The organism is Enterococcus pallens ATCC BAA-351, from assembly GCF_000407485.1.
In the GTDB taxonomy this organism is placed as follows: domain Bacteria; phylum Bacillota; class Bacilli; order Lactobacillales; family Enterococcaceae; genus Enterococcus_A; species Enterococcus_A pallens.
In genome coordinates, this window is record NZ_ASWD01000001.1 from 235,816 (window position 1) to 261,302 (window position 25,487).

General features: G+C 38.7%; 22 protein-coding genes and 1 other annotated feature. Of the genes, 15 read left to right on the top strand and 7 right to left on the bottom strand.

What is annotated here, in order from left to right; genetic code table 11:
- Positions 1-136: 136 nt before the first annotated feature.
- From pnuC to mgsA, 3 genes are all read left to right on the top strand, one after another.
- Positions 137-880 (top strand): nicotinamide riboside transporter PnuC, encoded by a 744-nt coding sequence (gene pnuC, locus I588_RS01220; RefSeq protein WP_010757107.1) that lies wholly within the window; start codon positions 137-139, stop codon positions 878-880.
- 177 nt (positions 881-1,057) lie between these two features.
- On the top strand, positions 1,058-1,672 hold the full coding sequence (locus I588_RS01225) for a histidine phosphatase family protein (RefSeq protein ID WP_010757108.1): 615 nt from the start codon (positions 1,058-1,060) through the stop codon (positions 1,670-1,672).
- Between the two features lie 15 nt (positions 1,673-1,687).
- A complete protein-coding gene (gene mgsA / locus I588_RS01230; protein WP_010757109.1) occupies positions 1,688-2,110 on the top strand; it encodes a methylglyoxal synthase in 423 nt (140 codons plus the stop codon).
- Positions 2,111-2,188: 78 nt separating this feature from the next.
- On the opposite strand, the gene I588_RS01235 is transcribed toward mgsA, so the two are convergent.
- Positions 2,189-2,683: a GyrI-like domain-containing protein gene (locus tag I588_RS01235; RefSeq protein WP_010757110.1), complete on the bottom strand. Its 495-nt coding sequence runs from the start codon at positions 2,681-2,683 to the stop codon at positions 2,189-2,191.
- Between the two features lie 68 nt (positions 2,684-2,751).
- Positions 2,752-3,723 (bottom strand): GIY-YIG nuclease family protein, encoded by a 972-nt coding sequence (locus I588_RS01240; RefSeq protein ID WP_010757111.1) that lies wholly within the window; start codon positions 3,721-3,723, stop codon positions 2,752-2,754.
- 267 nt (positions 3,724-3,990) lie between these two features.
- Here I588_RS01240 and I588_RS01245 point away from each other — a divergent pair, with 267 nt between their 5' ends.
- From I588_RS01245 to I588_RS01275, 7 genes are all read left to right on the top strand, one after another.
- Complete coding sequence (locus I588_RS01245) at positions 3,991-5,643, top strand: NlpC/P60 family protein (protein ID WP_010757112.1); 1,653 nt, start codon at positions 3,991-3,993, stop codon at positions 5,641-5,643.
- Positions 5,644-6,177: 534 nt separating this feature from the next.
- Positions 6,178-7,212, top strand: coding sequence for a zinc-dependent alcohol dehydrogenase (locus I588_RS01250; RefSeq protein ID WP_010757113.1), 1,035 nt, complete (start codon positions 6,178-6,180; stop codon positions 7,210-7,212).
- Positions 7,213-7,366: 154 nt separating this feature from the next.
- A complete protein-coding gene (locus I588_RS01255; protein WP_010757114.1) occupies positions 7,367-8,077 on the top strand; it encodes a GntR family transcriptional regulator in 711 nt (236 codons plus the stop codon).
- Positions 8,078-8,183: 106 nt separating this feature from the next.
- Entirely contained in the window at positions 8,184-9,062 is an 879-nt protein-coding gene (locus I588_RS01260; protein WP_010757115.1) for a class II fructose-bisphosphate aldolase, read from the top strand.
- Between the two features lie 15 nt (positions 9,063-9,077).
- Entirely contained in the window at positions 9,078-9,740 is a 663-nt protein-coding gene (locus I588_RS01265; RefSeq protein WP_010757116.1) for a ribulose-phosphate 3-epimerase, read from the top strand.
- 387 nt (positions 9,741-10,127) lie between these two features.
- On the top strand, positions 10,128-10,496 hold the full coding sequence (locus tag I588_RS01270) for a DUF6323 family protein (RefSeq protein WP_010757117.1): 369 nt from the start codon (positions 10,128-10,130) through the stop codon (positions 10,494-10,496).
- A complete protein-coding gene (locus tag I588_RS01275; protein WP_010757118.1) occupies positions 10,497-11,705 on the top strand; it encodes a DUF6179 domain-containing protein in 1,209 nt (402 codons plus the stop codon).
- Between the two features lie 140 nt (positions 11,706-11,845).
- Here the strand turns inward: I588_RS01275 and I588_RS01280 are convergent, their stop codons facing one another.
- Positions 11,846-12,715, bottom strand: coding sequence for an aldose 1-epimerase family protein (locus I588_RS01280; RefSeq protein WP_010757119.1), 870 nt, complete (start codon positions 12,713-12,715; stop codon positions 11,846-11,848).
- 485 nt (positions 12,716-13,200) lie between these two features.
- On the opposite strand from I588_RS01280, the gene I588_RS01285 reads away from it, so the two are divergent.
- The 3 genes from I588_RS01285 (at position 13,201) to I588_RS01300 (ending at position 17,495) form a co-directional block, all read left to right on the top strand.
- The gene (locus I588_RS01285) at positions 13,201-15,024 is read left to right on the top strand and encodes a glycerophosphodiester phosphodiesterase family protein (protein WP_010757120.1); all 1,824 of its coding nucleotides are present in this window, start codon (positions 13,201-13,203) and stop codon (positions 15,022-15,024) included.
- A 705-nt stretch (positions 15,025-15,729) separates the two neighbouring features.
- Positions 15,730-16,791 (top strand): ABC transporter permease, encoded by a 1,062-nt coding sequence (locus I588_RS01295; protein ID WP_010757122.1) that lies wholly within the window; start codon positions 15,730-15,732, stop codon positions 16,789-16,791.
- Between the two features lie 11 nt (positions 16,792-16,802).
- Positions 16,803-17,495 (top strand): ABC transporter ATP-binding protein, encoded by a 693-nt coding sequence (locus I588_RS01300; protein ID WP_010757123.1) that lies wholly within the window; start codon positions 16,803-16,805, stop codon positions 17,493-17,495.
- Positions 17,496-17,558: 63 nt separating this feature from the next.
- On the opposite strand, the gene xerS is transcribed toward I588_RS01300, so the two are convergent.
- The 3 genes from xerS to metE form a co-directional block, all read right to left on the bottom strand.
- Positions 17,559-18,656: a tyrosine recombinase XerS gene (xerS, locus tag I588_RS01305; RefSeq protein ID WP_010757124.1), complete on the bottom strand. Its 1,098-nt coding sequence runs from the start codon at positions 18,654-18,656 to the stop codon at positions 17,559-17,561.
- 791 nt (positions 18,657-19,447) lie between these two features.
- Entirely contained in the window at positions 19,448-20,326 is an 879-nt protein-coding gene (gene metF / locus I588_RS01310; protein WP_010757125.1) for a methylenetetrahydrofolate reductase [NAD(P)H], read from the bottom strand.
- Positions 20,307-22,574: a 5-methyltetrahydropteroyltriglutamate--homocysteine S-methyltransferase gene (gene metE / locus I588_RS01315; RefSeq protein ID WP_010757126.1), complete on the bottom strand. Its 2,268-nt coding sequence runs from the start codon at positions 22,572-22,574 to the stop codon at positions 20,307-20,309. The genes metF and metE overlap by 20 nt, the downstream gene beginning before the upstream one ends.
- Before the next feature lie 168 nt (positions 22,575-22,742).
- Positions 22,743-22,990 (top strand) — a binding site (T-box leader).
- A gap of 57 nt (positions 22,991-23,047) precedes the next feature.
- Between metE and I588_RS01320 the strand changes: the two genes are divergently transcribed.
- A complete protein-coding gene (locus I588_RS01320) occupies positions 23,048-23,989 on the top strand; it encodes a LysR family transcriptional regulator (protein WP_010757127.1) in 942 nt (313 codons plus the stop codon).
- A complete protein-coding gene (locus I588_RS01325; protein WP_010757128.1) occupies positions 23,982-25,088 on the top strand; it encodes a PLP-dependent transferase in 1,107 nt (368 codons plus the stop codon). Before I588_RS01320 ends, I588_RS01325 begins: the two co-directional genes overlap by 8 nt.
- Positions 25,089-25,145: 57 nt before the next feature.
- Here I588_RS01325 and I588_RS01330 read toward each other — a convergent pair whose 3' ends face one another.
- On the bottom strand, positions 25,146-25,385 hold the full coding sequence (locus I588_RS01330; protein ID WP_010757129.1) for a hypothetical protein: 240 nt from the start codon (positions 25,383-25,385) through the stop codon (positions 25,146-25,148).
- Positions 25,386-25,487: the final 102 nt, after the last annotated feature.

A 25,487-nucleotide genomic window follows, 5' to 3' on the forward strand; every position in this document is an offset into this window, starting at 1 on the left:
AGTAGCTTTTTTCGTCATAATTAACAAAAAATATACCTTGAAAAAGCCAAGTAAGGGGAACCAAACGTTTCGTTTAACCTTCATAAAGAAAAGAGGTAGGATGTTCGAGGAATATTATTTATTTGGAGGTTTTCACATGGGTTCTTATTTGCACTTCTTAGGTCATCAATTAAAAGGATGGCCACAACAAAATTACTATTTGTTTTATTTTAGTCTTGGGTGTCAGCTGATGACATTAGTCAATAGTCCGATCACTTGGTTATCAATAATAGCTTTTATAGGAACTAACTTAGGCGTTTTGTGTATTTTGTCAATCAATGCGGCCAAATCTGTTAATGGCATTTTAGGAATCTTGTCAGCAGCCTGTTTTATTGTTGTTGGTTATTCCGCTAAAAATTACTTAAGTATCGGTGAGCAAATTGCTTATATGGTTACTTTGGATATCCCTGTACTTTTAAGTAAAGAGTGGAACAATAATATGGCTAGCAAAATTCGTCGATTCACTGGTAAAAGCTGGATGATTGCGATTATCGGCACAGTTCTTGTTTATTTTGTTTCCGGTAGTTTGATTCAACGCCTCACTGATGATCCTCGTCCGTGGATTGATGCCATTGCTTTTTCTATTAGCTTGTCTGCAGGGATTATCAGTTTTTTACGTTACAACAACCAGTATTATTGGTGGCTGGCTTCAGGCTTAGCTCAAATGGTTTTATGGTTTATTTCTTTTACTCATGGTTCAGCAAGCCTGGCAATGTTCATTAACAGCTCTGTTTACTTAATTAATGATGTATTGGCATTCACTGTTTCGCCTTGGTATAACCAAAAGGAAAGAGAGCGGATGCAGCAACAGGAGCAGGAATATTTTCAACAGCATAGTTAAAGTCAGAAATTTCTATTGCAAAACGAAGGTTTTTGTTTCCAAGAACCCCAGTGATTATCTAAAATTTGTAAGGATTAGTCATTCTAAAATGACAGGGGTTATTGTATACTTATCATGAAAAGAAATGAATAGTTTACAGAAATCCAGGATTTTTAAACGATTAAAGGAGAAACTCAATTGACTACATTTTACTTTGTTCGACATGGAGAAACTGAAATTAACCGCCAAAGACGGTTTAACGGTGCAACAGTAGATTCACCCTTAACAAAAGAGGGCGTAGAGGCAACGGAACGATTGGCTGAACAGTTAAAGGATGTTCCTTTTGATTTAGTCATTTCGTCGACACAAATGCGCGCGCAAACGACGGCTACTATTTTATTGGACCATCATAACCAATTGGATGCGGGTGCTTTAACTACCGATAGTCGACTTATTGAATTAAACTTAGGTGAATGGGAAGGCGTCGAGATTAATAGTGTATCAGACCATCCAGAGTTTGATCATTACATGCAGCGGCCAGATCTTTTTGATGCTGAATCAATCGGGGCCGAAACCTATGATAGCTTGCTGACTCGCACCAACGAAGTCTTGAAAGAGCTGAAGCAAAAATACCCTGATGGAACGATTCTTATTGTTAGTCATGGAATTGTTTTAAGAACTTTGTTGAAGACATTGCAAGGGATTCCTTTAGCCAAAACTCGAGAGGGTGCTCCCTTTGCCAATGCAAGTGTAACAATTGCTCATACTGAAGGAGATCAACTATTGTTTGATCAATGGGGACAAACATTTTAAAAAAGGAGAGATCACGTGAATATTGCTTTAATTGCTCATGATCGCAAGAAAGATTTGATGGTAAAGTTAGTCACGGCTTACGAAGTGATTTTGAAGGATCATCAATTGTATGCTACTGGGACAACTGGTACCCGAATTATGGAAGCCACTCAATTGCAAGTCCATCGTTTTAAGTCAGGACCACTAGGCGGTGACCAGCAAATTGGTGCTTTGATTTCTGAGGATAAAATGGATATGGTAATTTTTTTACGGGATCCTCTGGCTGCTCAGCCCCATGAACCAGACGTAAATGCTTTGATTCGTTTAAGCGATGTTTACGAGATTCCTTTAGCTACAAATATCGGGACTGCCGAAATTTTGATTCGAGGTTTGCAAGAAGGTTTAGCTGATTTTCGTGAAATTGTTCATGAAGGAGATAACCGGCCCTTAGCTTTATAAGTTGGAGCGACTAAGTTAGTTTTAAATACATGAACAGATAAAACCACCAGTATAGATTTCTATACTGGTGGTTTGAGTTTACTCTAAAATAGTTGACCGTTCTTTAGGCATATAAGCTAATTCAATCATCGTTTCTTGCTGTTCCAAAGGTATGCTGGAATCCGTTAAGAAATATTCGTAGCTCCGCTGAGCAAAAATGCCGTTTAGCTCTTTGATAGCCTGCAGTAATTCCTGATAAGGTTCAGTCAATACTTCATAATCCCCAATGAAGACTGTTCGTACTGCATGATAAGCTGGTTGCTGGTACGCTTGAAAGCGTGCAGTTGAAGGCAGTAAACGTTCCACTGGAAAACCGATTTCTACATGCTGCAGCTCGTCCTTCGCTTGACCACTTTCGTCTAAATTCAGATAAGAGATATACGGAGTGCCAACTAATTGAGCTTCATTCTTTTGAATGTAGGCGGATAGCTCCGCGAAAGCAGTACCAATATATTTTGGTAGATGTTCGTAAGAAATGTGGGTTGACATGGAAACTACCCACTGTTCAGGCTTTAGAATTTGTTCAATCTGCATGTAAAGGCTCCATTCTGTGGTGTGGTGAGTTTATTGTAGCAATCTTTGAAATCGAATACAAATTGTTTTTACTGCTCCGGCCAAGAAAAGCGATTGACTTGTCCATTGCGCTGAAGATAGTTAAAAAAGATTGGAAAAAGGTCCACATCCTGTTTATCTAAATACTTTTTTTCCTGCAATTTTTGCCAGCTATTAGCCGAAACTTTTTTCAACAAACGACGATAGGCTTGCTCCGGTTGAGGCTTTCTTTGATAGATAGTCCGACCAATTAACTGCCCTTTAGCATACAGATAGCAGTAATACTTGTTATTTTCCGGTAAAATACCAACAAAAACCGAATCATTGGTCGCTTGCAACAGCTGGCGGTTACGTCGTAAAAAACGTTCAACCATTAAGTAATTACTCCACCATCTTTGAGCCGTTTCAAAATCTTTGCGAGAGCTGGCAGCTTCCACTCGTTCTTCAATACGAGTCAATACCTCTGTTGAACGTCCCAGTAAAGTTTGTTTAATTTCTTCTAAACGCAAGAGAAACTCTTCATTAGGAGAGATATTTTGATAATCCGCTACGACTCCTTTGGCATAGCGCAAAGGGCCTTCCAAATGGTACACACTGTTCATCGTATCCTTAAATTCCAACATTTTACTTTTTCGATAAAAAGGGCCAATTACAAAGCCTTTATCGGACCAGTCATCTAAAACCTTGAAAAAAGGAGAGGTATCTAGAAACTGAAAGTAGCCATATTCTTCATAATGGTTCATTAAACGATTGAAGGGTGGTCGTAAAGCATGAATAGTCTCACATTCCAGTACCAAAGCATCAAATTCAGTATCCACCATTTGAAAATCGAAATCGTCGATTAAGCGGATCATTTGCTTTGTTTTGTTAGCATGTGCTTTACTGTTAACGAAGTAGGAACTGACGCGTTGCTTCAATTTTTTGGCTTTTCCCACGTAAATTACTTGGTTTTGAGCATTTTTCATATAGTAAATTCCTGGTGTTTCAGGAAGCTGTTTTACTTTTTCTTTGAGTGTTAACATAACGACCTCCTGTCTCTTTCTATTGTAATCGTTTGGCAAAGAAAATTCGATAGAGAAGGCTCAAAAGAATTCAATTCATTATCTTTATTTTTTGTTAATTTAAAGAAAGAAACATGTCCAGCCTGAAAGAATTAATTTGTGAAAACGTCAGTAAACATCAATTTTTCCTCGAAAAGTTGAAAAAAATCTAAGCTTTTGATCACGAGTTTTTCCCAAATGTGATATAATCGAAGATGAAGTAATATTTTATTGAATGGAGAGGTGTTAATGGAGAAGAAAGTACTCACACGCAGAGAATTACGCCAACAAAAGCGTCGTTTTACTAATAATTATCACTACTTAAAGAAGGGCTCAGCTGTTGTCGGCACCGCACTAGTAACCTGTTCTGTAGCGGCACCGTTATTTGGCGTTAACGAAGTAGAAGCCGTAGACAATAACAATACAGTCTCCGCATCAAACGTTGATAAAGCCGCATTCATCAACGAAATTGCTAAAGTTGTAGAGCCTTTAGCTGAAAAAAATGACTTATTCGCCTCAGTAATGATGGCACAAGCAATTGTAGAAAGCAACTGGGGACAAAACAGCTTTGCAAAAGCCCCTTATTATAACTTGTTCGGATTTGAAGGCCAATACAAAGGTCAATCAGCTATGTTGGACAAGGAAGACTTCACTGAAGGTGCTGCTGTTACTTCTAAAAAAGAACTAAAAACTTATGGTTCATTCAAAGAAGCAGCACAGGATTATGTAGAAATCATGAAGACCACTGAAAAAGATGGTCAAGATTTGTATTTTGCTAATAGCTGGAAGAGTAATGCTGGTGATTACCAAACAGCCGCAAAAGCTTTGGAAGGTCGTTTTACTCAACAACCTGGCTATGCGGATGCTTTAATTTCAGCAATTGAAGAAAATGATTTAACTAAATATGATACTGTAGCAGCGGTACAACCAGCTATTGAAACGCCGGCACCCGTAGCGGCAGCAGCTCCGACATCAGAGCCAGTAACCCAATACGTCGTTCAATCTGGTGATACAGTGTCTTCAATCACATCCAATTTTGGAATCACTACGGAAGATTTTTCTGTATGGAATAATTTACAAGACAATGTCATTTATTCTGGTCAATCAGTGATCGTAGGTAAAGGAGCAACAGCTACACCAACTCCTGCGCCTGCTGTAGATTACACTGCTAATGTCGATGTTGCGCCAACACCAGAGCAAACTCCAAATGTCGAAAATTTGGGGACAGAAACACCAGTATTACAGGAAACGCCAGTTGTACCTGAAACACAACCAGTTCCTGAAGTACCTGCTAAAACAGATCCTGCTCCTACTGAAGATAATACTGTGACACCGGATGTTACTCCGGCTCCAGATACTACAAATCAGGGTGAAGCACCAGCAGCAGATAATAACGTAGCTCCTGATAATACTGTGAATAACGGTACTGAACAGGTAACACCTGATACTAACCAATCAAATGATGCAACAAATAATCAACAGCAAGTAACTCCAGCACCAGAACAACCAGCTACTGATCAAACGCAGCAAGGCCAAGCCAATCCAACTGGCGAAGCAATTGTTCAAGAGGCTGAAAAATATGTTGGTACTCCTTATGAATGGGGTGGGCGAACACCTGATGGCTTTGACTGCTCAGGGTTCACTCAATATGTTTATAAACAAGTAACTGGTCAAGATATCGGTGCTTGGACAGTACCACAAGAATCTTCTGGTACTCAAATTGCCGTTGATCAAGCACAACAAGGTGATTTGCTGTTCTGGGGAGATCAAGGAGCAACTTATCACGTAGCAATTTCAACCGGTGGTGATGGCTATATTCATGCCTCTCAACCAGGAGAAGATGTAAAATATGGATCTACTCAATACTTCACACCAGATTTTGGTGTTCGTGTAAATTATTAATTACTCAGACGAAAACAACCAAGCGAAGCCTTTTCGGCATTGCTTGGTTGTTTTTTCAAAAATCCATCAGTTTTCCGGTCCAACTCTTTTAGTAGAGAGCTTATTTTTTATCAGCAAAGTGGTTCTAAAAAAAATGTCAAAAAACCTCAAGTTATGTGAAAAATATAGTTAAGAGTCATTTGTATAAGTAAATGGCTCTTTTTTTGTGCCATGAAAAAGTGTCTGAAACATTGATTTGACAACACTTTGGGAAAATATATTTTTTTCTTATTGACAATCTATTTCTCAACAGTTATATTGGGTTTGTGAATAGTACCAATGGTTCTTTTTTAGAACCAAAGGATTTTCGATTAAGAAGCAAAAAGGGCTGGTTTGTTATCAGTAGTTTCACAGGTGAATCATTGACGTTAGAATTACTTTATAAACCTTGTACTTATTGGTGAAGAAAAAGTTAAAATCCACCACGGTTATGTTGATTCTTGTGGTGATAGGCGTAGTCTTTGGCGCGCTAAATATATTTTAAGGGATGGTTAGATGAAGACAGCAGTTTTTTATGGAGTAGAGGATTTACGAATTGAGGAGTGTGAAAAACCGGAAGTATCCGCTAATAAGATTTTGATTAGGATCGATGCATGTGCTATTTGTACTTGGGAACAGCGGGTATACACGGGTGTAAAAAAAGTGGATTATCCTTTCATTGGTGGTCACGAAATTGCGGCTGAAATTGTTGATTTAGGCAGTGAAATTGATCAAAAGAATTGGAAAATTGGAGACAAAGTGGTTTTTGGGACAAATTTGGCTTGCGGCAATTGTGAATTTTGCAAGAGTGGCGAAGAACAAAATTGTTTAGATTTTGATCACAGTAAACATTTAGAAGGTCTGCCACATAAAGGAATGGGTGGTTTATCAGAGTACATGCTAGTAGAGCCGAAGCATTTGTTCCATTATTACAATGTTTCACCTGAAGAAGCTGCGTTAACAGAACCACTGTCATGTGTCGTTCACAGCTGTGAGACGGCTGATATCCAATATGGAGATCTTGTAGTAGTGATTGGCTGCGGTATTATGGGGCAGCTGCATGTCGCTTTATCTGTGAAAAGTGGTGCCACAGTAGTTGCTTGTGATTTAAATGATGAACGTTTGGCGTTAGCCAAGGAAAATGGGGCTCAGTATATTGTAAACTCAGGTACGCAAAACTTAGCGGAAGAGGTAGCACGGATTTCTCATGGATTAGGGGCCAATGTTGTTTTTGATACAACACCTATTGCGGATTTAGTTCAAGATGCCATCGAAATTGTTTCTAATACCGGTCGAGTAATCCTTTATTCCTCCTTTTATCCAGATGAGCCAGTCGGTTTCAGTCCGGATCAGCTGCACAAGGGTGGCTATAGTATTCGTGGAACTGCTAACTCCAATAGTCGTGATTTTATACGGGCTTCCAAAATGATTAGTGAACGAACGATTGATGTTCGTCCATTTATTAGTGAAATTGTTTCGTTTGAGGACGTTGAGAAAGGATTCAAATCAGCAATCAAAGGTGATAAATATCGAGTGGTAGTGAAGTTTTAGTTAATAGACAGCCTGACTTTTTCTTCTTAGATATGTCGGTTTATAAAAAATGGGATATAATCAAATTGACAATAGAGCAAGTAAGGCTGTCTGTTTAAAGAATTCTTCCTTGGAAGACTTTCTTATGAGAACGGACAATTGAGGAGGTTTTTCAATGGAAGAATTTATTCCGAAATACAAAAAGATCAGTGACGATATTCAAAATTTAGCTAAAGTTCTAAGTGGTCAGGGCAAACCGTTGCCTAGTGAAAGAAAATTATCAAATACCTTTAAGGTAAGCCGAACGACGGTTAAGCGCGCCTTAGAATCATTGGAAAGACAAGGAATTGTGACCTATATTGAAGGGAAAGGCTACATTATTCCCGACCGAGATGTAAAAATCAATTCAAGTATGCATATTTCTGGATTCTATGAAGATATTGTTTCCAGAAAAAAGAAGATTAGTTCAAAAGTATTGAAAAAGAATGTATTTGAAGCCGACAAGGAGCTTAGTAAAAAGCTGAAAATCAAGGAAAACGATTATGTTTTTTATCTGTTACGCTTACGGAGTGTGGATGGCATGGTCTATTCCTTGACTGAAAGTTTTATTCCTTTAGCTCGCTGTCCGGAAATCGGTACTTATGACTTAACGGATAAGTCGTTATGGAAAACCTTAAATGAATTTGGGATTTATCCGGAAATTATTAGTCAGAAAATTAGTGCCCGCATGGCAAATTATACTGAAATTCAATACTTGAACATCACCAATCCAGCAGTAGTCATGGTGGTCAATAATATGGCTTACTTTGACGATAAGCCGATCGAACTCTCCTATGTGTATACAGATGTCTTCTCCACCAATCTTGAATATCGCTTCAAACGATAAGAATAGCCTTTCCACTTTTAATGATAACTAAATGGAAGGGTAGTGCAGCAAGAATCAGAATCATTTTTCCCTGAAAATGATTCTCCAAATACCGAGGAGGAGTAAGATGTTAGTAACCTTAAAAGAACTTTTGACTGAAGCAAAGGCGAAGCAATATGCAGTGGGGGCCTTCAATGTTCCCAACCTAGAGGCCATTAGAGCCGTTGTTGCAGCGGCTGAAGAGTTAAATTCACCGGTAATTTTGCAACATGCGGAGGTCCATGAAGGTTTAGTATCAATAGAAGAAATTGGTCCAGTGATGTTAGATTACGCTCGCAAGGCCAAGGTTCCGGTAGCTGTACATTTAGATCATGGCGCATCTTTTGAAATGTGTGTCAAGGCCATCCGAATGGGCTTTACTTCAGTGATGTACGATGCTTCCAGCAAAGAATATGAAGTAAATCGTGATGAAACCAAAGAAATTGTCAAAATCGCTCACGCTGTTGGAGTTTCCGTGGAGGCTGAATTAGGTCACATCTTCACTTCGGCAGTTGGCGGCGGAGAAGGTCGCGGATCAGATTCCAGTGAAGACTATGCAGATCTGGATGATGTCTACACTGATCCTGATTTAGCGAAAAGTTTTGTAGAAGAAACGGGAGTAGACTGCTTAGCCATTGGTTTTGGAACCGTTCACGGAGTATATTTGAAAGAACCAAAGCTGGATTTGGATCGAATTACACTGATTAAGGATAAAATTGACGTACCGTTTGTTATGCACGGCGGCTCAGGGGTTTCGGAAGAAAATTATAAAATCGCCATTAAAAACGGTATTTGCAAAATCAACTACTATACTTATATGAATAAAGCGGCTGGAAAAGCGGTGCAAGAATTTTTGATTGAACAGGATGCTGGGGCACCGATCTTCTTTGACGAAATTTCGCTGGCTGCCACTGAAGCAATGAAAAAGAATGCCAAAGAAGCTATGGCGATTTTTATGAATCCATAAAAAAGGAGCTAAGTTATGAGTAAAGTAGTAGCTTCAATCATGTGTGCTGACCAATTACATTTAGCTGAGGAGTTGAAGAAGCTTTACGAGGCAGGAATTAGTTGGCTTCACTGTGATGTAATGGACGGTCAGTTTGTAAATAATTTAGCAATGGGTCCTTATGTATTGGAACCGATTATTCAAACTAAAAAATTTACAATTGATATCCACTTAGCTTGTGTTGATCCAGAAAAATATGTAACAATGTTTGCCAAAATAAAGCCGGATTATATTACGTTTCATGTGGAGACAACAGATGATCCTAGTAAAATTATAGATCAAATTCATGCGTCAAATTGCAAAGCGGGCATTGCTGTGAGTCCTGAGACGTCAGTGGAATCAATTTTTCCTTACCTAGATGATCTGGAATTGATCTTAATAATGACTGTAAATCCAGGGTTCGCTGGTCAATCCTTTCAAGAGCACGTATTAAATAAAATTGCTTTACTAAACCAAGAGATTGCTAACAAACCGAAGCGCCCTTTGATTGAGGTTGATGGAAATATTCATGTTGAAACAGCAAAAGCCATCAGTCAATTTGGAGCAGACCTATATGTAGTGGGAACTTCAGCGTTGTTTAACAATGAACCTGGATCATACAGAGAAAAGGTTAAGGCGATGGAACAAGTAATAAACTAGATAAAAGGATTGATGGACGCGCAGTGATTTGCGTGTCTTTTTTTGGACTGTTGAAGAAGGTGACACTTACGTTGAATAAAGTGGTCAATTAATCGTAGAGAAAACTTTGCATTTTACGCTGTTAGGGACAAAAACAGAGAGTGCAAATTATTTGCACTCTCTGTTTTTTTATAATTGATTCATTATGTAATTAGATTGGGTTGATGTTAAGAAATGGTTAAATGGATACTTTTTTCATCACCAGCCACTCTTTTATATTACCATAAAACGAGCAGAATTTCAATATTGTCTTCTCTGTCAGACTATGGTATTTAGTCTGTGGAAAGGCAGGAGAAGGAAATGGCATAGTATGATCTATCGTTATTTAATCAGCAAGAAAAGCTTCAAATGACTCAGCAGATAAATCAGCTTTTGCAATTGAACAATCAATCCTTTAGATTGACGGCAGCTGATGTTGAGACAGTACTGGACAATCGAAATCAGACGTTAAAGGATCATCACCTAATTGATTTTAGTTTATCCAACACTTTGCATTTTATGGAACAAGCTGCACAGGAGCGGCGAATGACGAAAAGGGACTATTTAACTATGGTGGAGGTTTTGCAGGAAAGCTTTTACTATTTGCACAGCCTGCACCCAGCCGAAGATGAAGTACTTTGGGAAAAACTACAGGAAATCTATGAAAAATTTGATGGTAACTTGGAGTATCTGCAAGGGTATATTGAGGATTTCCCAGTAAGTAAGGAGGATGAGTAAATGTTCGAGATAAGCTACTTTAACAATGCTGAATTCCAGCAGTTTCTTATCCAAAAGGTTCAACAACGGTTAAGCGGAACAAGTGTGATGCCGATAGATGAAATCGAAGGAATTCGCTTGTCTGTTCAATTTGTACTGGATCATGCCATCGAGGGCCACTCTGTTGAAGCACGTTTTAAGAATGGAAAAGAAATACTGACCAAAAAACTGCAGGAAACAGCTAATTTTTACCAGCAGCTAAAGGAAAATCTCCATAGTTATGGAATTGAATCGATGGAGGATACGTTAGCTGAGTTCGGTACGTTTTTCTGTACCTACGATTTAGATTATGGTGCTACAGTTTCTGGTGGAGCATTCATAGACTATCAACTAGCCAACCCTGTTGATGATCAACAGTATCAAGGAATTGATTTTGTTCAACAATATCTTCAGCGCTTGTCAGAAGAAAACAACTTCATCGCCCGAATTTCCTCCGATCAGATCCAGGAACTTTTGCAGGTTTACCAACAACGCTTAGGCTTCAGCTATCGCCAGGATATCAACAACTTATACCAAGTAATTTTCAATCAATGGGTTGCCAAACAAATCACTGGTTCAGGGGTATCTTCATTGCTGCTAACATTACCAGAAACGGAGTTTGTGTATAGCAGCATTCTTCAAAGGGACTTTCCGGCTGAGTTAGTTCAGTTTTTAAATACTCAGCCTTATCATCAACAAACTTTTCATCGTTTTGTCCAGCAGGTACTTTCATTAGATGGGATGGCATCAATAAAAAATGTTTTACTGTTGAAGGAGGTCCAACAGCATCTGTTGACCCTGACTCCCGCAATGTCTGAAGTTGATTTTGCTAGAATACTGGAAACTGTCGAAACGCTGAAAAATCAGCAGGCGCAGGTAAAGTATTTAATGAAGAAAATCAACTCTCCCTATGATCTGTTAGATTTTTTGGAACAAGATGTAGTTTCTCGTGAATGTTGTCTGCAGCTGCTTGAAAATGTTTCGTTTGAATTAGCACTAGGATTGCTGCTGCTGATTAATCACTATCAGGAAGGTAAGCTTACCTCTTGGGAGGATGTACTTCAAATGGAGGAAGAGGGGATAGCAATTGAGGGAATAAAATCCTTTGTCCAACGATTAGAACCACAACAAAAAGCAATAGTAACCACCACTCTTCAACAGATTACAATCGGTGAACGAGATTTTTCATAGTAATAGTTTGCAAGGTTGTAAGTTTACCATAATATTTTTATGAGGATTATGACAAGCATAAATTTTTGAAGGAACCTTCATTTCTAAGCATAATTGGTGAAAACAGCTTAGAAATGAAGGTCATTTTTTTGTGGTTAAATTTAGTGGATGATAATGGAGTATTGGGTCTTGAACTGTTCCTCTGCCGGTAATCGATTCATTCCTACTTTATCCTCCAGCCGACCGTTTGAATCCGTGGTCTCTACAAGCCCACACCAAGGTTCGATGCAGACAAAGGGAGCTTTCTCAGGATATGGGGACCACAAAGATACATAAGGAATATTTTTATAAGCGACCGTGACATTATGAGGACAATCTTCCGTTTCAATCGTAAAGGCATTGAATCCTCGTGTCTCATAGATCAATGAATGGTTGCTGAAAAGTTCATGGTTGATTCCTAAATAGGTATTGGTTTGCCCCAGAGTCCGCTGCTCTAAATTAACAAACTGTTCCTCCAAAGGCATGTTAATTCGACACTTTGATGGCAAGAAAGAGAAATAATAATCCTCAAATTTGTGTTCTTCCTTTAATGGAAGATTGAAGGCTGGGCGGCTGCCTAAAGCAAAAATCATTTCCTCTTCTCCTAGGTTCTGGAGGTTGTAATGCACGCGCAGGCCTTCACCCCATATTTCATATTTCACGGTTAAATGAAAGATAAATGGGTATATTTTTAACGTTTCTGGATTTGAACTCAGCGAAAAGATAGCGTATTCATTTGTTTGTTCCACCAAATCGAATAAGCAGTCCCGGGCGAATCCGTTCTCGGGCATTTGATACTGTTGGCCTTTATAGCTGTAATGATTATTTTTAAGCCGCCCGATAAAGGGAAAGAGGATTGGCGCATGCCATTTCCAGTAGGTCGGATTGCCTTGCCAGATGTATTCAATTCCGTTTGACTTGAGACTAACTAGCTCAGCACCTTTTTCACTAATTGTTGCTGTGAGACTATCGTTAAAGATAATAACAGTCATGCGATCACACCTTTCTGATGATGGAGATTTCGAAGTTTTTATCTGACTTGGGAAATAGGAATCTACTTTTACCTGGTTAATGAAAGCCTTATCATTTTATATTAAATTTTTAGTCTGTGTTTCTGTTGGTAAGCAACCTTTAAAAAGAGCCTGATTGGTACTGTTTAAAATGATGTTGTATCACCTCGTTTTTCTAAAAACGGTAGCTACGCCATGAATGTCTATAAAATTACTATTAAACTATTTCGTTAATATTTTCACATACCAGGATGGTCAAATACATCTGCTTAAAAGGATACTGAAATTTTATAAAGATGTCAAGGTGCTATTTTAACATATAAATGTATCGGTATTTATTTTAAATACACGCTGCGGTATCTAATATATTTATTATTACAGTCAGAATTTCTGTTTAACAAGTTAAATGATGCAGGTATCATCCGCATACAGAGTTTTAGCACAGAAAAGGGTCTTTTTTCAGAAAAATGGACAAATTGGGAAATTATCCTTATACTGCTCACATGAGGAAATTAACTTTACTAAAATTAATCAGAATAAACGGTGTCTTTCTTTTCTTTCTGCTGCTTTTAAATGGTGGCGGTAAGGTGGTATTTGGGGCTGAAGAGTTTTCTGCTAGTCTCCACGAGTCGCCATTCGCGCAGACTAATTTTCCAGTGGCGGTTTCTAATAAAGAAACAACGCGAATCGATTCGGATGATAGCTGGGTAAACAGTCAGTTCACAACGACCTTAGACAATCACTTTTACCAAAAAGACTTGGAAGCCAACAGCATTGTCAATGTCCGTCCTGTTTTTCGTTTGATTAATCTAAACAAAAAGCAAACAGTTTATCGGCTACAGGCTGATTTTACTTATACCAATGATACTGAGAAGGTCGAATTTGTTGTTTGGGGTGATTCGGAGAACAAAACAGATCTTCAAAAATATCCGGCTGTTTTTGATTCTGCTACTAAAAAGTGGGAGGCAGATGTACCGATTACCAATCACAAATTAGTTGGCCGGTATCAGGTTCTTATATTAGTGACGAAGAAAGATGGTCGCAATGATAAGATCGACTTTGGGGAATTTGAGGTGACACAGCCAACGATTTCAGCCAAGCTTGATCCAGCTAGGACAGACAAAGGACAATTTGACGTGCTCGTCCAGGTAGATAGTCCAGCTGAGGTGGAAACATTGGAGGTTCCGGTATGGTCAAAAGAGGATAAAAGTGATCTGAAAGTCTATCAAGGCCAACGTCAATCACCTACAACTTATAGTATCCGAATGGATTATGAAGATTTCGATTTCCAAAATGGGATTTACTATACAGAGGCCTTTCTCACCAGTCAAAATGGCTTGTCTGCTCAAAGTGAAATAAACGAGGCAACGATCGATTTGACTCTGCCAAAACGGATTCGGGTGCTGCAGGATACAACAAGTTATCAAAATCGTGCCCTAAACGAAGGAGCTAGTGAGATGGCCCATAATACGATGCTCAGGGTTGAGGGGATTGTCTATAATGAAGAATTAAAAATTTTCAAAACCGATAGTGGGTATATTCCAGCAGATAATTTAGCGGTTGTTGAAACGGATGAGGAGGTTCGTTTTATCAGTCATCGCGGAAATAGTCGTGTAGCCCCTGAGAATTCTTTACCGGCTTTCCAGCAGGCTAATACATGGGGTGTTGAAACGGATCTTCGATTAACCAAGGATCGGCAATGGGTCATTATGCATGATGACAGTGTCGATCGGATGACCAATGGCAGCGGGCTAGTCAGTGAATTTACCTTGGAGGAGATGAAGCAGCTGCGTATCGATCATGGCAAAAATGTCGAGACCTTTGATCAAAGCCAATTGATGATACCGACTTTAGAGGACTATCTAGCTACTATGCAGCAATATCACAAGGTTCCTCTGCTTGATTTGAAGCCAACTGATTTAACGGCAGATGATTATGACAATCTTGCTTATTGGTTGGATCATTATGGTTTTGGAGAAACCGGTATGGTGATCTCTTTTGATTTTCTTCATTTGCAGGAGATAAAGCAGCGCTTACCGAATATCCATGTGCAGTTATTGAGTAATGAGCTGACTGAACAAGTGATTGCTGATGTCTATCATCTAGGTAACAATGCCGGATTAGATGTTCGCTACGACAATATTGTTTCTCAAGTTGATCTGGTAACCAAAGCTCAATCAATTGGTCTGAAAATAAATGCCTGGACAATTCCTAAGAAAGAATGGAAACAAGCGGAAAAAATTGGGGTGGATTTTATCACTGCAAAAACGGGCCCGAAGAAAACTAGCTAGTAGATAATTGTTGGCTGTGCTAAAAGTCCAAACTAATAAAAATGAAACCATCATTTCTAAGGTATTCTGACTGATATCTTATTGAAATGATGGTTTTTTGGTTGCAACACAGCTTTGAAGACTTTCTCATAAAAAGTTGAACCGATTAAAAATGATTTCGCCTAATTTTACGTATTTTATTTTGTAAATAAACCGATGACTGCGTATTCAATATAATTTCTGCGCACGAAGTCATGGAAGGAGAACTATGAGAAAGAAAATAGCACCTTTATCAGTTAGTGAGAAAAAGAGATTTATGAATCGGTACATGGAAATCAGAAATACTCTCCAAAATAAAGGGATTCGCCGATTTGCAATGGGAATAATCAGTACGGGTGTTTACTTGATGTTACACAAGCGATTTATATTTTTGGAAACGACTCTTAAACTTACGGTATTGCTGTTTCTTGTAGGTACTTTAAAGTCCTTTGGTCATCTAGTAATCTTAGATAGGATCTACGCATGGTATAAAAAATATGGGATTTACTAAATAATCCAAATCGTCTAAAAAGTACAAACCATTTTCAGAAATGAATTCTAGTTATCATCCTGAATTTCAACGTTCAGGATGTTTTTTGTTGTGAGAGGCTTTCCAAGCATTTTGTTGTTCATTAAAAACAAATCGTGTTACGGTAATTTTATCAAGTGATAAGTGGAGGTCTTTTTATGTTTTTAGCGATTAATGAAATCAGGCATTCAAAGCTTCGTTATACGTTGGTCATCGGTGTGATGTTTCTGATTGCTTATTTGGTGTTCTTCCTAACAGGCCTAGCTTATGGATTGGCACAAGACAATCGTACAGCGGTAGATAAATGGAATGCGGACAATATCTTGTTAACAGAGGAAGCAAATAATAATTTGAATATGTCGATGATTCCTTTAAAGACCTTTGATGAAGTAAAGGCCGATGAAAAAGCCTATCTTGCCCAGACTGCAGGGGTCATAAAAGGCGACAGTGGAGAAAAAATTGATGTCAGCTTCTTTGGAATTGATAGGGATCAATTTTTAGCCCCTAAGCTTACCAGCGGTGAAATGTTCGCATCAGATGATGAAGCTGTGGCAGATAACTCGTTGAAGGAACAGTATAATCTTAAACTAGGCGAAAAGGTGAAACTTGCCGGAAATGACAAAGAGTTAACCATCGTTGGTTTCACCGACAACGCAAAATTTAATGTTGCGCCTGTACTGTATACGACAATTGGTGCCTACCAAGAGATCCGATTTGAAACACAGGGAACCGATGAAAATACCCGAATCAATGCAATTATTACCCGCGGAAAGGTTCAGTCTATTCCAGATGATTTGGATAAGACCAGTATTAAAAGTTTTATCAATGAGTTGCCCGGGTATAGTGCACAGGTGCTGACTTTCGGCTTCATGATTGGCTTCTTGATCGTAATTGCCGCAATTGTCATAGGCATCTTCATTTACGTTCTGACAATGCAAAAAGCAGAAATCTTTGGCGTAATGAAAGCACAAGGAATTTCCAGCCGTTACATTTCAAATTCGGTAATCGCTCAGACCTTTTTATTAGCGACGGTTGGTGTAGTCGTTGGATTGGCAGCTACTTTGGGAACTGCTTTAGTTTTACCAGATGCCGTACCATTTCAAGTAAATATGCTCTTCTTTGGTGGAATCAGTGTGCTGATGATTTTAGTCGCATTGATTGGCGCATTCTTTTCAGTTAGAACGATAGTCAAGATTGACCCGCTGAAGGCGATCGGATAGGAGGACGAATCATGAGTGCAATTGAATTTAAGCAGGTAAAGAAAAATTTTAAAGATGGCGATGCCACGATTGAAGCGTTAAAAGAAACCAACTTTTCTGTTGAAAAAGGCGAGTTTATTGCCATCATTGGTCCATCTGGTTCTGGAAAAAGTACGTTTCTGACGATTGCCGGTGGTTTGCAATCCCCCTCTGAAGGCGAAGTGTTGATCAATAACGAAGATTTTAGCCAAAAGAAAGAAAAGGAGCGGGCAAAATTACGCTTTAAAGAAATCGGCTTTATTTTGCAGGCTTCTAACCTAGTTCCTTTTTTAACTGTTAAGAAGCAGCTGAAATTAGTGGATAAGGTCAGCAAAAAGGATAATGCAGACGTGGCGGAAAAACTCTTTCAGCAGCTAGGGATTGACAGCCTGGAGAATAAATATCCGGAAGAGCTTTCTGGTGGTGAACGACAGCGAGTGGCGATTGCTCGTGCGTTGTATCATGATCCCACGATTATTCTTGCTGATGAGCCAACTGCTAGCTTGGATTCTGAAAAGGCTTATGAGGTGGTTAAGATTCTTGCCAAAGAAACGAAAGAAAAAAACAAAGCGACCATCATGGTAACCCACGACACACGCTTAGTAAAATATTGTGACCGAGTATTGGAAATGAAAGATGGCCAGCTGAAGGAACAAGCCATGGATGAAAAACAAACTGCAGAATAGCTAGTAAAGTCTTTTAAGAAAACTCTCAAAGCTTAGAAAAACAAAGCTTTGAGAGTTTTTTTGCTACAACTGATTCAAGGCATCAGTGGTCTTATCATTTTCAATATGAGTATACAAAGTTGTTGTAGTTGTCGAGCTATGTCCCAGCTGTTGAGCTGTTAAAACCAGGTTATTGGTTTGCTGATAAAGTCTGGTTGCTAAGGTATGGCGCAGCTTGTGGGGAGTCACTCGTACTTTAAACTGTGCAGAGTATTTTTCCACCATTTTTTCAATCGCCGATCCGGTGATTCGGTTAGCCTTTCCTTTACTAATAGAAAGGAAGAAGGCTTGCTCATATTTATCTGGATGATATCGTTCCTCTCGAATTGCCAGGTAATTAGCCAAGTATTCCATAGCAAAGGCTGCAATTCGTACCGAATCAGTTTTATTCCCTTTGCGAACGACGGTTACACGATTTTGTTCAAAGTTAATATCCTCGAGATCAATACTGACAACCTCCGACAAACGAAGACCGGAAGCAAGCATTAGGGCATTAATAGCAAGGTCACGTTCACAATCACGGCGATAAAATTTCATTGCCTGTGGAGAGAGGTTTTCCGGATAGACATCGCGAATATAATCTAAATAATTTTCAGTTTCGTCACCTAAAAACAGTTTATCTTCAATCATATCTGCTCGTGACTGTAAGGTCCGCCGATCAGATACATTAGAAATTTCCCGCATGATATCATGGGTAAGATAGGGCTTGTTTTGACTATTATTAGAGCTTTCAGCAAGATATTTGAATAAAACTTTTAAAGCAGTGATGTTTCGCTGAATGGTGACTTTGGACAAGGTATCACTAGACTGCTTTTTTGTGCCATCTTGATTTAGTTGCCGAGTATTTTGCTTTTTGCGTCTTAAAAGGTAAGACTTGTATTGCGTAGCGGTTCTCAGCTGCAGTTTGTCTAAGGAAGCAGGAGAGATGGCGCTCATTTCTGTTTCTGGAACTTGTTTTTGTTGAATCAACCACTGGAAGAACTGCTGATAATTTTTTAAATATTCAAGAATTGTATTGGGTGAGTATTCATCTGCACTTTTTATTTCGACAAATTCCTGAATGAATGAGGGCATGTGTTCAAGAAGTTGATCAATTTTTTCATTTGCTTTTTCTTTGGACATAAAAATCACCTTCCTGTGTAGACCATTTTTTCGATAATAAGAGGGGGAGCTCCTACTATAATAATATTAGGTATATACCAATTTGTCAACTAGTTTTTATTTTATTTTTCAAAAACCTTTAAACAGCAAAGAAAAGGAGAGGAGTTTGGGATGCTCTTTGTTATTTTATCATTCTGAAAAAACATATCTTTTCAGAATGATGGGTATTTTGTTTACATAATATATTTATGGATAGCTAACCTTGAAAAACTAAACTCAGGCTGACTCAAAAAATTGCTTAAAAACATCTGCATCATCATTTTTTTGAAAAAATTTCTTCTTTAGTGATCTGCATGAACTCGTTCACCGTACAAATCAAACCTCATAACCAGCAACTAATCTAGCACAAAAGATCCAACTAAAGAGTAAAAATTAGGAACAAATCGAGATAAAATGCAGCTAAACGTACAGCGTTGACTAAACCTTTGAAAAAGCAGCGATTTTGACCAAATTAGACCTATATGGCTGAGAATTGCTGATACTACAGAATCTATTATATCCATCTTTCCGAAAAACGTACATTTTTTAGAAAGATGAAAGTTGATCATGAGATAAAACGCTGATCTATCAGGCCTTCTTACTTTTGGTGATCACGTAAAATTACCGTTAGTTTGAACAACAACAATTATCGGAGAGTCCTTAATCGACTATGTGGCTCGTAGAAATCCGACCTTTAAAGAAATCCGTCCACTTTAATCTCAAATGGGAACGTATATTCTTATATGCAATATAAAAAGAATCAGCACATATATTTATGCTGATCCTACGGCAGTAATAGTTTCTAAGTCGAATAATGAATGTGTAGCCTTGTAAATGGTCCGAGCTATACTTGCATTATTCATGGTATACAAATGAATGCCTGATGCACCTTGTGTTACCAAATCAACAATCTGATCAACTGCATAAGCCATTCCAGCATCTCGCAAAGCCACTGGATTGTCAGCGTATTTATCTAGGATTGCCATAAATTTTTTAGGTAATTGGACATTGGCTGTTCGCAAAATTCGTTCTGCTTGGCGTTTATTAATAATCGGCATAATACCAGCTAGGATCGGAACGTTAATACCTGCTAACCAGCAATTTTCTTGAAATTGGTAAAAGTGCTGGTTGTCAAAAAACATTTGCGTAATCAGCTGATCTGCCCCGGCTTCAACTTTTTGTTTTAAATAATGGATGTCCTCCACTGTATCAGAGGATTCTGGGTGGCCTTGCGGGTAGCAAGCCGCAGAAATGGAAAAGCTTGGGTCCCAGTGTTTAATATAAGCTATGAGATCACTAGCATAAAGGAAATCGTTATTTCGCTGCACATCGGGATAAAGATCGCCACGTAAAGCTAGGATATGTTGAAGTCCTTTTTGCTGAAGAGAAGTCAGAATTGTATCCACCTCCTCTTCATTCAAATAAGCAGCTGTTAAATGAACAATGCTGTCTACTTGATGCTGCTGTTGAATATGCTCAGCAATTTTTACTGTGCTGTCTTCCAATGACGTTTGCCGATTGCTGCAGGTAACACTAATGAAATCTGGTGATAATCCTTCCATTTGCTTTAGTGAAGTAAACAAGCTATCATTAGTAGCTTTTGAAGTTGGTGGGAATACTTCAAAGGATAAACTAGTTTTCGCTGACTGCATGAACGAGCACCTCCCGTATTTCCTTAGCAGCCCGAGTTAAGTTAGTTAAACTTTCAAATGTCTCTGTCTCTCCCCTAGTTTTCAATCCGCAATCGGGATTAATCCATAATTTTTCAACCGGAATTTTTTCCAATAAAATTTTTATAGTCGCTTCTAATTCTTTGACGGCAGGAATTCTTGGTGAATGAATATCATAGACTCCCGGTCCCACGGCTGTTTGGAAATTTTGAGCAATTAGATCGTCCAACAAGGTTAAGTTAGAACGAGAGGCTTCAAAAGAAATTACATCAGCATCCATTTGGTCAATTGCTGGCAAAATATCGGCAAACTCGCTATAACACATATGCGTATGAATTTGGGTTTGCGGAGCCACCTTGCTATGAACTAACCGGAAAGCTGGAATAGCCCAATCTAAATATTCTTTGTACCAATCGCTTTTTCGCAACGGCAGCTTTTCTCTTAACGCAGCTTCATCAATTTGAATAATTTGGATACCGTTAGCCTCCAAGTCTAAGACCTCTTCTTGAATAGCCAAAGCAATTTGCAATGTTGAGTCTTTTATTGAAATATCCTCTCTGGGGAAAGACCAATTCAAAATAGTTACTGGTCCTGTCAACATGCCTTTTACTGGTTTGTTGGTTAAGCTTTGTGCATAGGCGGACCATTTTACAGTAATTGATTGTTTTCGCGAAACATCACTCCAAATAATTGGCGGCTTTACGCAGCGTGTTCCGTAAGATTGCACCCAGGCTTTCTTAGAAAATAAAAATCCTTCCAAATTTTCACCAAAGTACTCTACCATATCATTTCTTTCATATTCACCATGAACCAGCACATCCAACTCAATCTCTTCTTGGAAAGCTACACAATCAGCAATTTTCTCCTTCAAGAAGGCGGTATACTCAACATCATTTATTTCCTGTTTTTTGAATCGCGCCCGGTTCAACTTAACTTCTCGAGTTTGGGGAAACGAACCAATAGTGGTTGTTGGCAGTACTGGCAAATTTAACGTTCGCTTTTGAAGGCCGCTTCTCTTTTTAAATTCAGGCTGGCGCTGAAAATCTTTTTCAGTTAATCCGGCTAACTGTTCAGCAAGAATTGTTTTTTCAACTATACGTTTTTCGCGAAATAGTCGCTGGTTTGGTTCCCAGCCTGCTGTTTCCTGTTCTACATTTTCAGCTACCTCTTTCAGCTCTGTTAATTTTTCCTTAGCAAAAGAGAAATGTTTGGCAATTTCAACTGGAAATTCTTCTTGTTCAACTGAAAAAGGAACGTGAAGCAAGGAACAAGAGGTAGAAAGAACTACGTGCTTCGATGGTAATTTGTCCAGTAAAACTATCGACTTTTGATAATTATTGCGCCAAATATTTTTCCCATTAATTACTCCAGCAAACAATAATTTATCTTCAGGAAAATCAGAAGCAGTGACCAGCTCCAGGCTCTGTTTCCCCTCTACAAAATCTAAACCAATACCATCAAGGTTCAACGCTAAGAGATCTTCGTAAACATCTCGAACATCACCAAAATAAGTTTGCAGCAAAAGCTTGATATTTCTCGGTGAGTTGGTTAATTTTTGATAAATGTTCAAAAACAAGGAACGATCTTCCTCGGATAAATCCTTGACTAAATAAGGTTCATCCAGCTGCAGCCACTGTGCTCCCTGCAAATCCAAACGGTGAATAATTTCCTGATAGGCAGTAATTAGAGCGGTTAAGTGCTCTTGATAAGTTGTGTTTGTAAAAGCAGCTAACTTAATTAAAGTGAATGGTCCTAAAATGACTGGTTTTGTCTCAATACCAGTCGTTTTTGCTTCCAAATATTCATCAAATATCTTTGTACCGGCTACCTTCACCTGAGTAGCTGCTTCAAATTCAGGTACTAAATAATGATAGTTGGTATTAAACCATTTTTTCATAGGCAAGGCAGTTACATCTCCAGCACTTCCTTGGTATCCTCTTGCTAATGCAAAATAAGTATCCAAAGCGGATAAATTTAACTCAGCATAACGTTGCGGAATGATATTTAATAGAACCGCTGTATCCAAGGTAGTGTCATAGAAAGAAAAATCATTGCTGGGGATTAAGTCAATTCCAGCATCCCTCATCAGCTGCCAATGAAATTTTCTTAAGCGTCTCCCCTCTTGGGTTAGTTCCTCAGCGGTACTTTCTTGACGTAAATAGCTTTCTGTTATTTTCTTTAATTCTCGATCTGCCCCAATTCTGGGAAATCCTATGACCGTAGTTTTCATTAAATCGCCTCCTCGGTAGTTATGAGAAGAACTTTATCATGGTGACGATCCATTGGCTAACTGTAAATTCTTATAACCTGTTGCAAAATTATTCTATAACTAAAATGAGAAAATAATTAGTAAAATGATTGACACATGAGAAAAATTTGCCTATAGTATAAAGCAATAAACAATGCTTTGAAAAGAAGAGTACAAATAGAGAACCATTTGAAAGAGAGCTTCGGTTGGTGAAAAGAAGCAATGGGAAATGTTTGGAAGATGGTCTTTGAGCATTCAGCAGTGAGTGATACCACAAGCAGCTGACGGAGGTGCCCGTTATCGCAACGCAGTATCAGCGGACAGCTCGTACTGGCTAAGGTTCCTCCTGTGAAGGTTGGACAAATGAAGGTGGTAACGCGAATTCTTTCGCCCTTTTTCTTGTAATGAGAAAAAGGGCGTTTTTTTGTGTTTATTTATGAAAGGAGACTGCGTATATGCGGATTCAACAATTGGAGTATTTAGAAAAAATTGCCGAAATTGGATCAATCAATGAAGCGGCAAAGTGTTTATTCTTGTCACAGCCAACACTATCTAACGCCATCAAGGAGTTGGAAAGCGAAATGGGTATTTGTCTTTTGCACCGCAGCAAACTAGGTGTGTCCTTAACCGAGGAAGGCCGCGAGTTTCTGACCTACGCCAAACAAGTGACCGATCAAGTGGACTTGCTACAGAAGCGGTACAAATATTCCAATAAACGTGAGTCTCGCTTGTCGATCTCTTCTCAGCATTACGCTTTCTCGGTACATGCTTTTGTAGAATTTATTCAAGCATATGAAGATGATAGTTATCAGTTTACCTTGAGAGAAACTGAAACCCAAAATATTTTGGAGGATGTTGCCAGCTTTCGCAGTGAACTTGGGATTTTATTTTTAAATGATTTTAATCGCAAGGTTTTGACAAAATTGTTTGAAGAGAAAAATCTAGTTTTCTCCCGCTTGTTTATTTCTGAACCGCATATTTTTATCAGTAAAGACAATCCCTTAGCAGCTAAAAAATCAGTTTCGTTGGACGAATTAGCAGATTTACCCTATTTGTCCTTTGAACAGGGCAACAGCAATTCTTTCTACTTTTCAGAGGAAATTCTGAGCACACGCTCCTACAAAAAGCATATTAAGGTTAGTGATCGCGCGACAATTTTTAATCTAATGGTGGGTTTGAATGGCTATACCTTTAGTACTGGAATTATCAGCAGCGAGTTGAATGATGACAGTATTGTGGCGATTCCGCTAAATATTCCTGACCGGATGGAAATTGGTTGGATCAAAAGTAAACGCAGTAATTTATCCTCGTTAGGCCAACATTATTTAAATACATTAAAGAAACATATTCGCAAGTATGGCTTTGCGACGATTGAGGAGGAAAAAACATATGTCTAACAAAAACAATTGGCAATCAGCAACCCAATTGGCTCAAATTGGTAATAATGCGGACAAGCAAACAGGAGCAGTTAACACACCCATCTACCTATCCACCACCTATGCACACCCAGAGCTAGGACAAAGTACCGGTTTCGATTATACCAGAACCGCTAATCCTACTCGACAGGTTCTCGAAACGGCTCTTGCTGAGCTAGAAAATGGAACCCATGGTTTTGCGACTAGTTCTGGTATGAGTGCGATTCAGTTGGTGTTTGAATTATTTCCTATCGGCAGCAGTTTTTTAGTTTCGCGAGATCTTTATGGCGGCAGTTATCGCTACTTCAATGCCCTAGAGAATAAAGGCAGCTATCAGTTTGAATACTTTGATACGTTTGAAGATTATCAGAATAAAATCAACTCGAATTATGCAGGTATTTTTATCGAAACACCGACTAATCCACTGATGAATGAGGTGGATATTTCATTAGTGGCTAGACTTGCCAAAGAACATGGCTGTTTGGTCATTGTTGATAATACCTTTTTGACCCCTATCATTCAGAAACCTTTAGATTTAGGTGCAGATATTGTCATTCATTCCGCCACTAAGTTTTTAGGCGGCCATAATGATTTATTGGCTGGAGCTGTGATTACTAATTCGACTGAACTAGGTGAAAAGCTGGCTTATTCGTTAAATACTAATGGTGCTGTTTTGGCCCCCTTCGATTGTTGGTTGTTGATTCGTGGACTAAAAACGTTAAAGCTGCGGGTTAATCAACAGGAAAAAAATGCGCAAGCCGTCGCAACCTTTTTACAGGAAAACTCAGCAATTCAGGAAGTGTTTTATCCTGGCAAAGGAAGTATGATCAGCTTTAAGCTGAAGACCGCTCAACAAATTTCGACCTTTTTATCCAAATTGCAGTTATTTACCTTTGCCGAAAGTCTAGGCAGTGTGGAGAGTTTAGTAACGTATCCAACGACTCAAACCCATGCAGAAATTCCACTAGAGCTGCGAGAATCTTACGGCTTAACAGATAATTTATTGCGACTGTCGATTGGTATTGAAGATGAAGAAGACTTAATTGAAGACTTGCGTCAAGCGTTGGAGAAAACCAGCTAATAAAGAAATGGCCTTAGTGAACAGCTTGCTCACTAAGGCCAAAAAATAATTGCTGAATTATTTGGTGCTGTATTTTTTCAATAAATAAATGTTCACAAAACCTGCTGCAATGCCACCTGCTACCATAACTGGTCCGATCACACTATCTGCCAAGGCATCCACATTAAAGCCTGTTAAAATGGCGGCCATAGAAGTGACCACGGAAATTTTTGCTTGTTTGCAACGTACTCGATTAGAAGCTTGAACTAATTTGTCTTCGGTATGGTGGTATCCCAAACGTCCTTCAACATTTTCCACTTCTTTTTCCTCCTTACTGTTCCCTGCATGTGCAAGTTTTCTATCTATAAGAAGTGTAGCATGTTCCTCTTGCTTCCTACCTCGGTCTAAAGGCGCAAATTC

Bases quoted from the DNA above. Each gene is read 5' to 3' on its own strand.
- pnuC (WP_010757107.1), top strand. From the start codon at position 137: ATGGGTTCTTATTTGCACTTCTTAGGTCATCAATTAAAAGGATGGCCA.
- I588_RS01235 (WP_010757110.1), bottom strand. From the start codon at position 2,683: ATGCAGATTGAACAAATTCTAAAGCCTGAACAGTGGGTAGTTTCCATG.
- I588_RS01240 (WP_010757111.1), bottom strand. From the start codon at position 3,723: ATGTTAACACTCAAAGAAAAAGTAAAACAGCTTCCTGAAACACCAGGA.
- I588_RS01245 (WP_010757112.1), top strand. From the start codon at position 3,991: ATGGAGAAGAAAGTACTCACACGCAGAGAATTACGCCAACAAAAGCGT.
- I588_RS01250 (WP_010757113.1), top strand. From the start codon at position 6,178: ATGAAGACAGCAGTTTTTTATGGAGTAGAGGATTTACGAATTGAGGAG.
- I588_RS01255 (WP_010757114.1), top strand. From the start codon at position 7,367: ATGGAAGAATTTATTCCGAAATACAAAAAGATCAGTGACGATATTCAA.
- I588_RS01260 (WP_010757115.1), top strand. From the start codon at position 8,184: ATGTTAGTAACCTTAAAAGAACTTTTGACTGAAGCAAAGGCGAAGCAA.
- I588_RS01265 (WP_010757116.1), top strand. From the start codon at position 9,078: ATGAGTAAAGTAGTAGCTTCAATCATGTGTGCTGACCAATTACATTTA.
- I588_RS01270 (WP_010757117.1), top strand. From the start codon at position 10,128: ATGACTCAGCAGATAAATCAGCTTTTGCAATTGAACAATCAATCCTTT.
- I588_RS01275 (WP_010757118.1), top strand. From the start codon at position 10,497: ATGTTCGAGATAAGCTACTTTAACAATGCTGAATTCCAGCAGTTTCTT.
- I588_RS01280 (WP_010757119.1), bottom strand. From the start codon at position 12,715: ATGACTGTTATTATCTTTAACGATAGTCTCACAGCAACAATTAGTGAA.
- I588_RS01285 (WP_010757120.1), top strand. From the start codon at position 13,201: ATGGACAAATTGGGAAATTATCCTTATACTGCTCACATGAGGAAATTA.
- I588_RS01295 (WP_010757122.1), top strand. From the start codon at position 15,730: ATGTTTTTAGCGATTAATGAAATCAGGCATTCAAAGCTTCGTTATACG.
- I588_RS01300 (WP_010757123.1), top strand. From the start codon at position 16,803: ATGAGTGCAATTGAATTTAAGCAGGTAAAGAAAAATTTTAAAGATGGC.
- xerS (WP_010757124.1), bottom strand. From the start codon at position 18,656: ATGTCCAAAGAAAAAGCAAATGAAAAAATTGATCAACTTCTTGAACAC.
- metF (WP_010757125.1), bottom strand. From the start codon at position 20,326: ATGCAGTCAGCGAAAACTAGTTTATCCTTTGAAGTATTCCCACCAACT.
- metE (WP_010757126.1), bottom strand. From the start codon at position 22,574: ATGAAAACTACGGTCATAGGATTTCCCAGAATTGGGGCAGATCGAGAA.
- I588_RS01320 (WP_010757127.1), top strand. From the start codon at position 23,048: ATGCGGATTCAACAATTGGAGTATTTAGAAAAAATTGCCGAAATTGGA.
- I588_RS01325 (WP_010757128.1), top strand. From the start codon at position 23,982: ATGTCTAACAAAAACAATTGGCAATCAGCAACCCAATTGGCTCAAATT.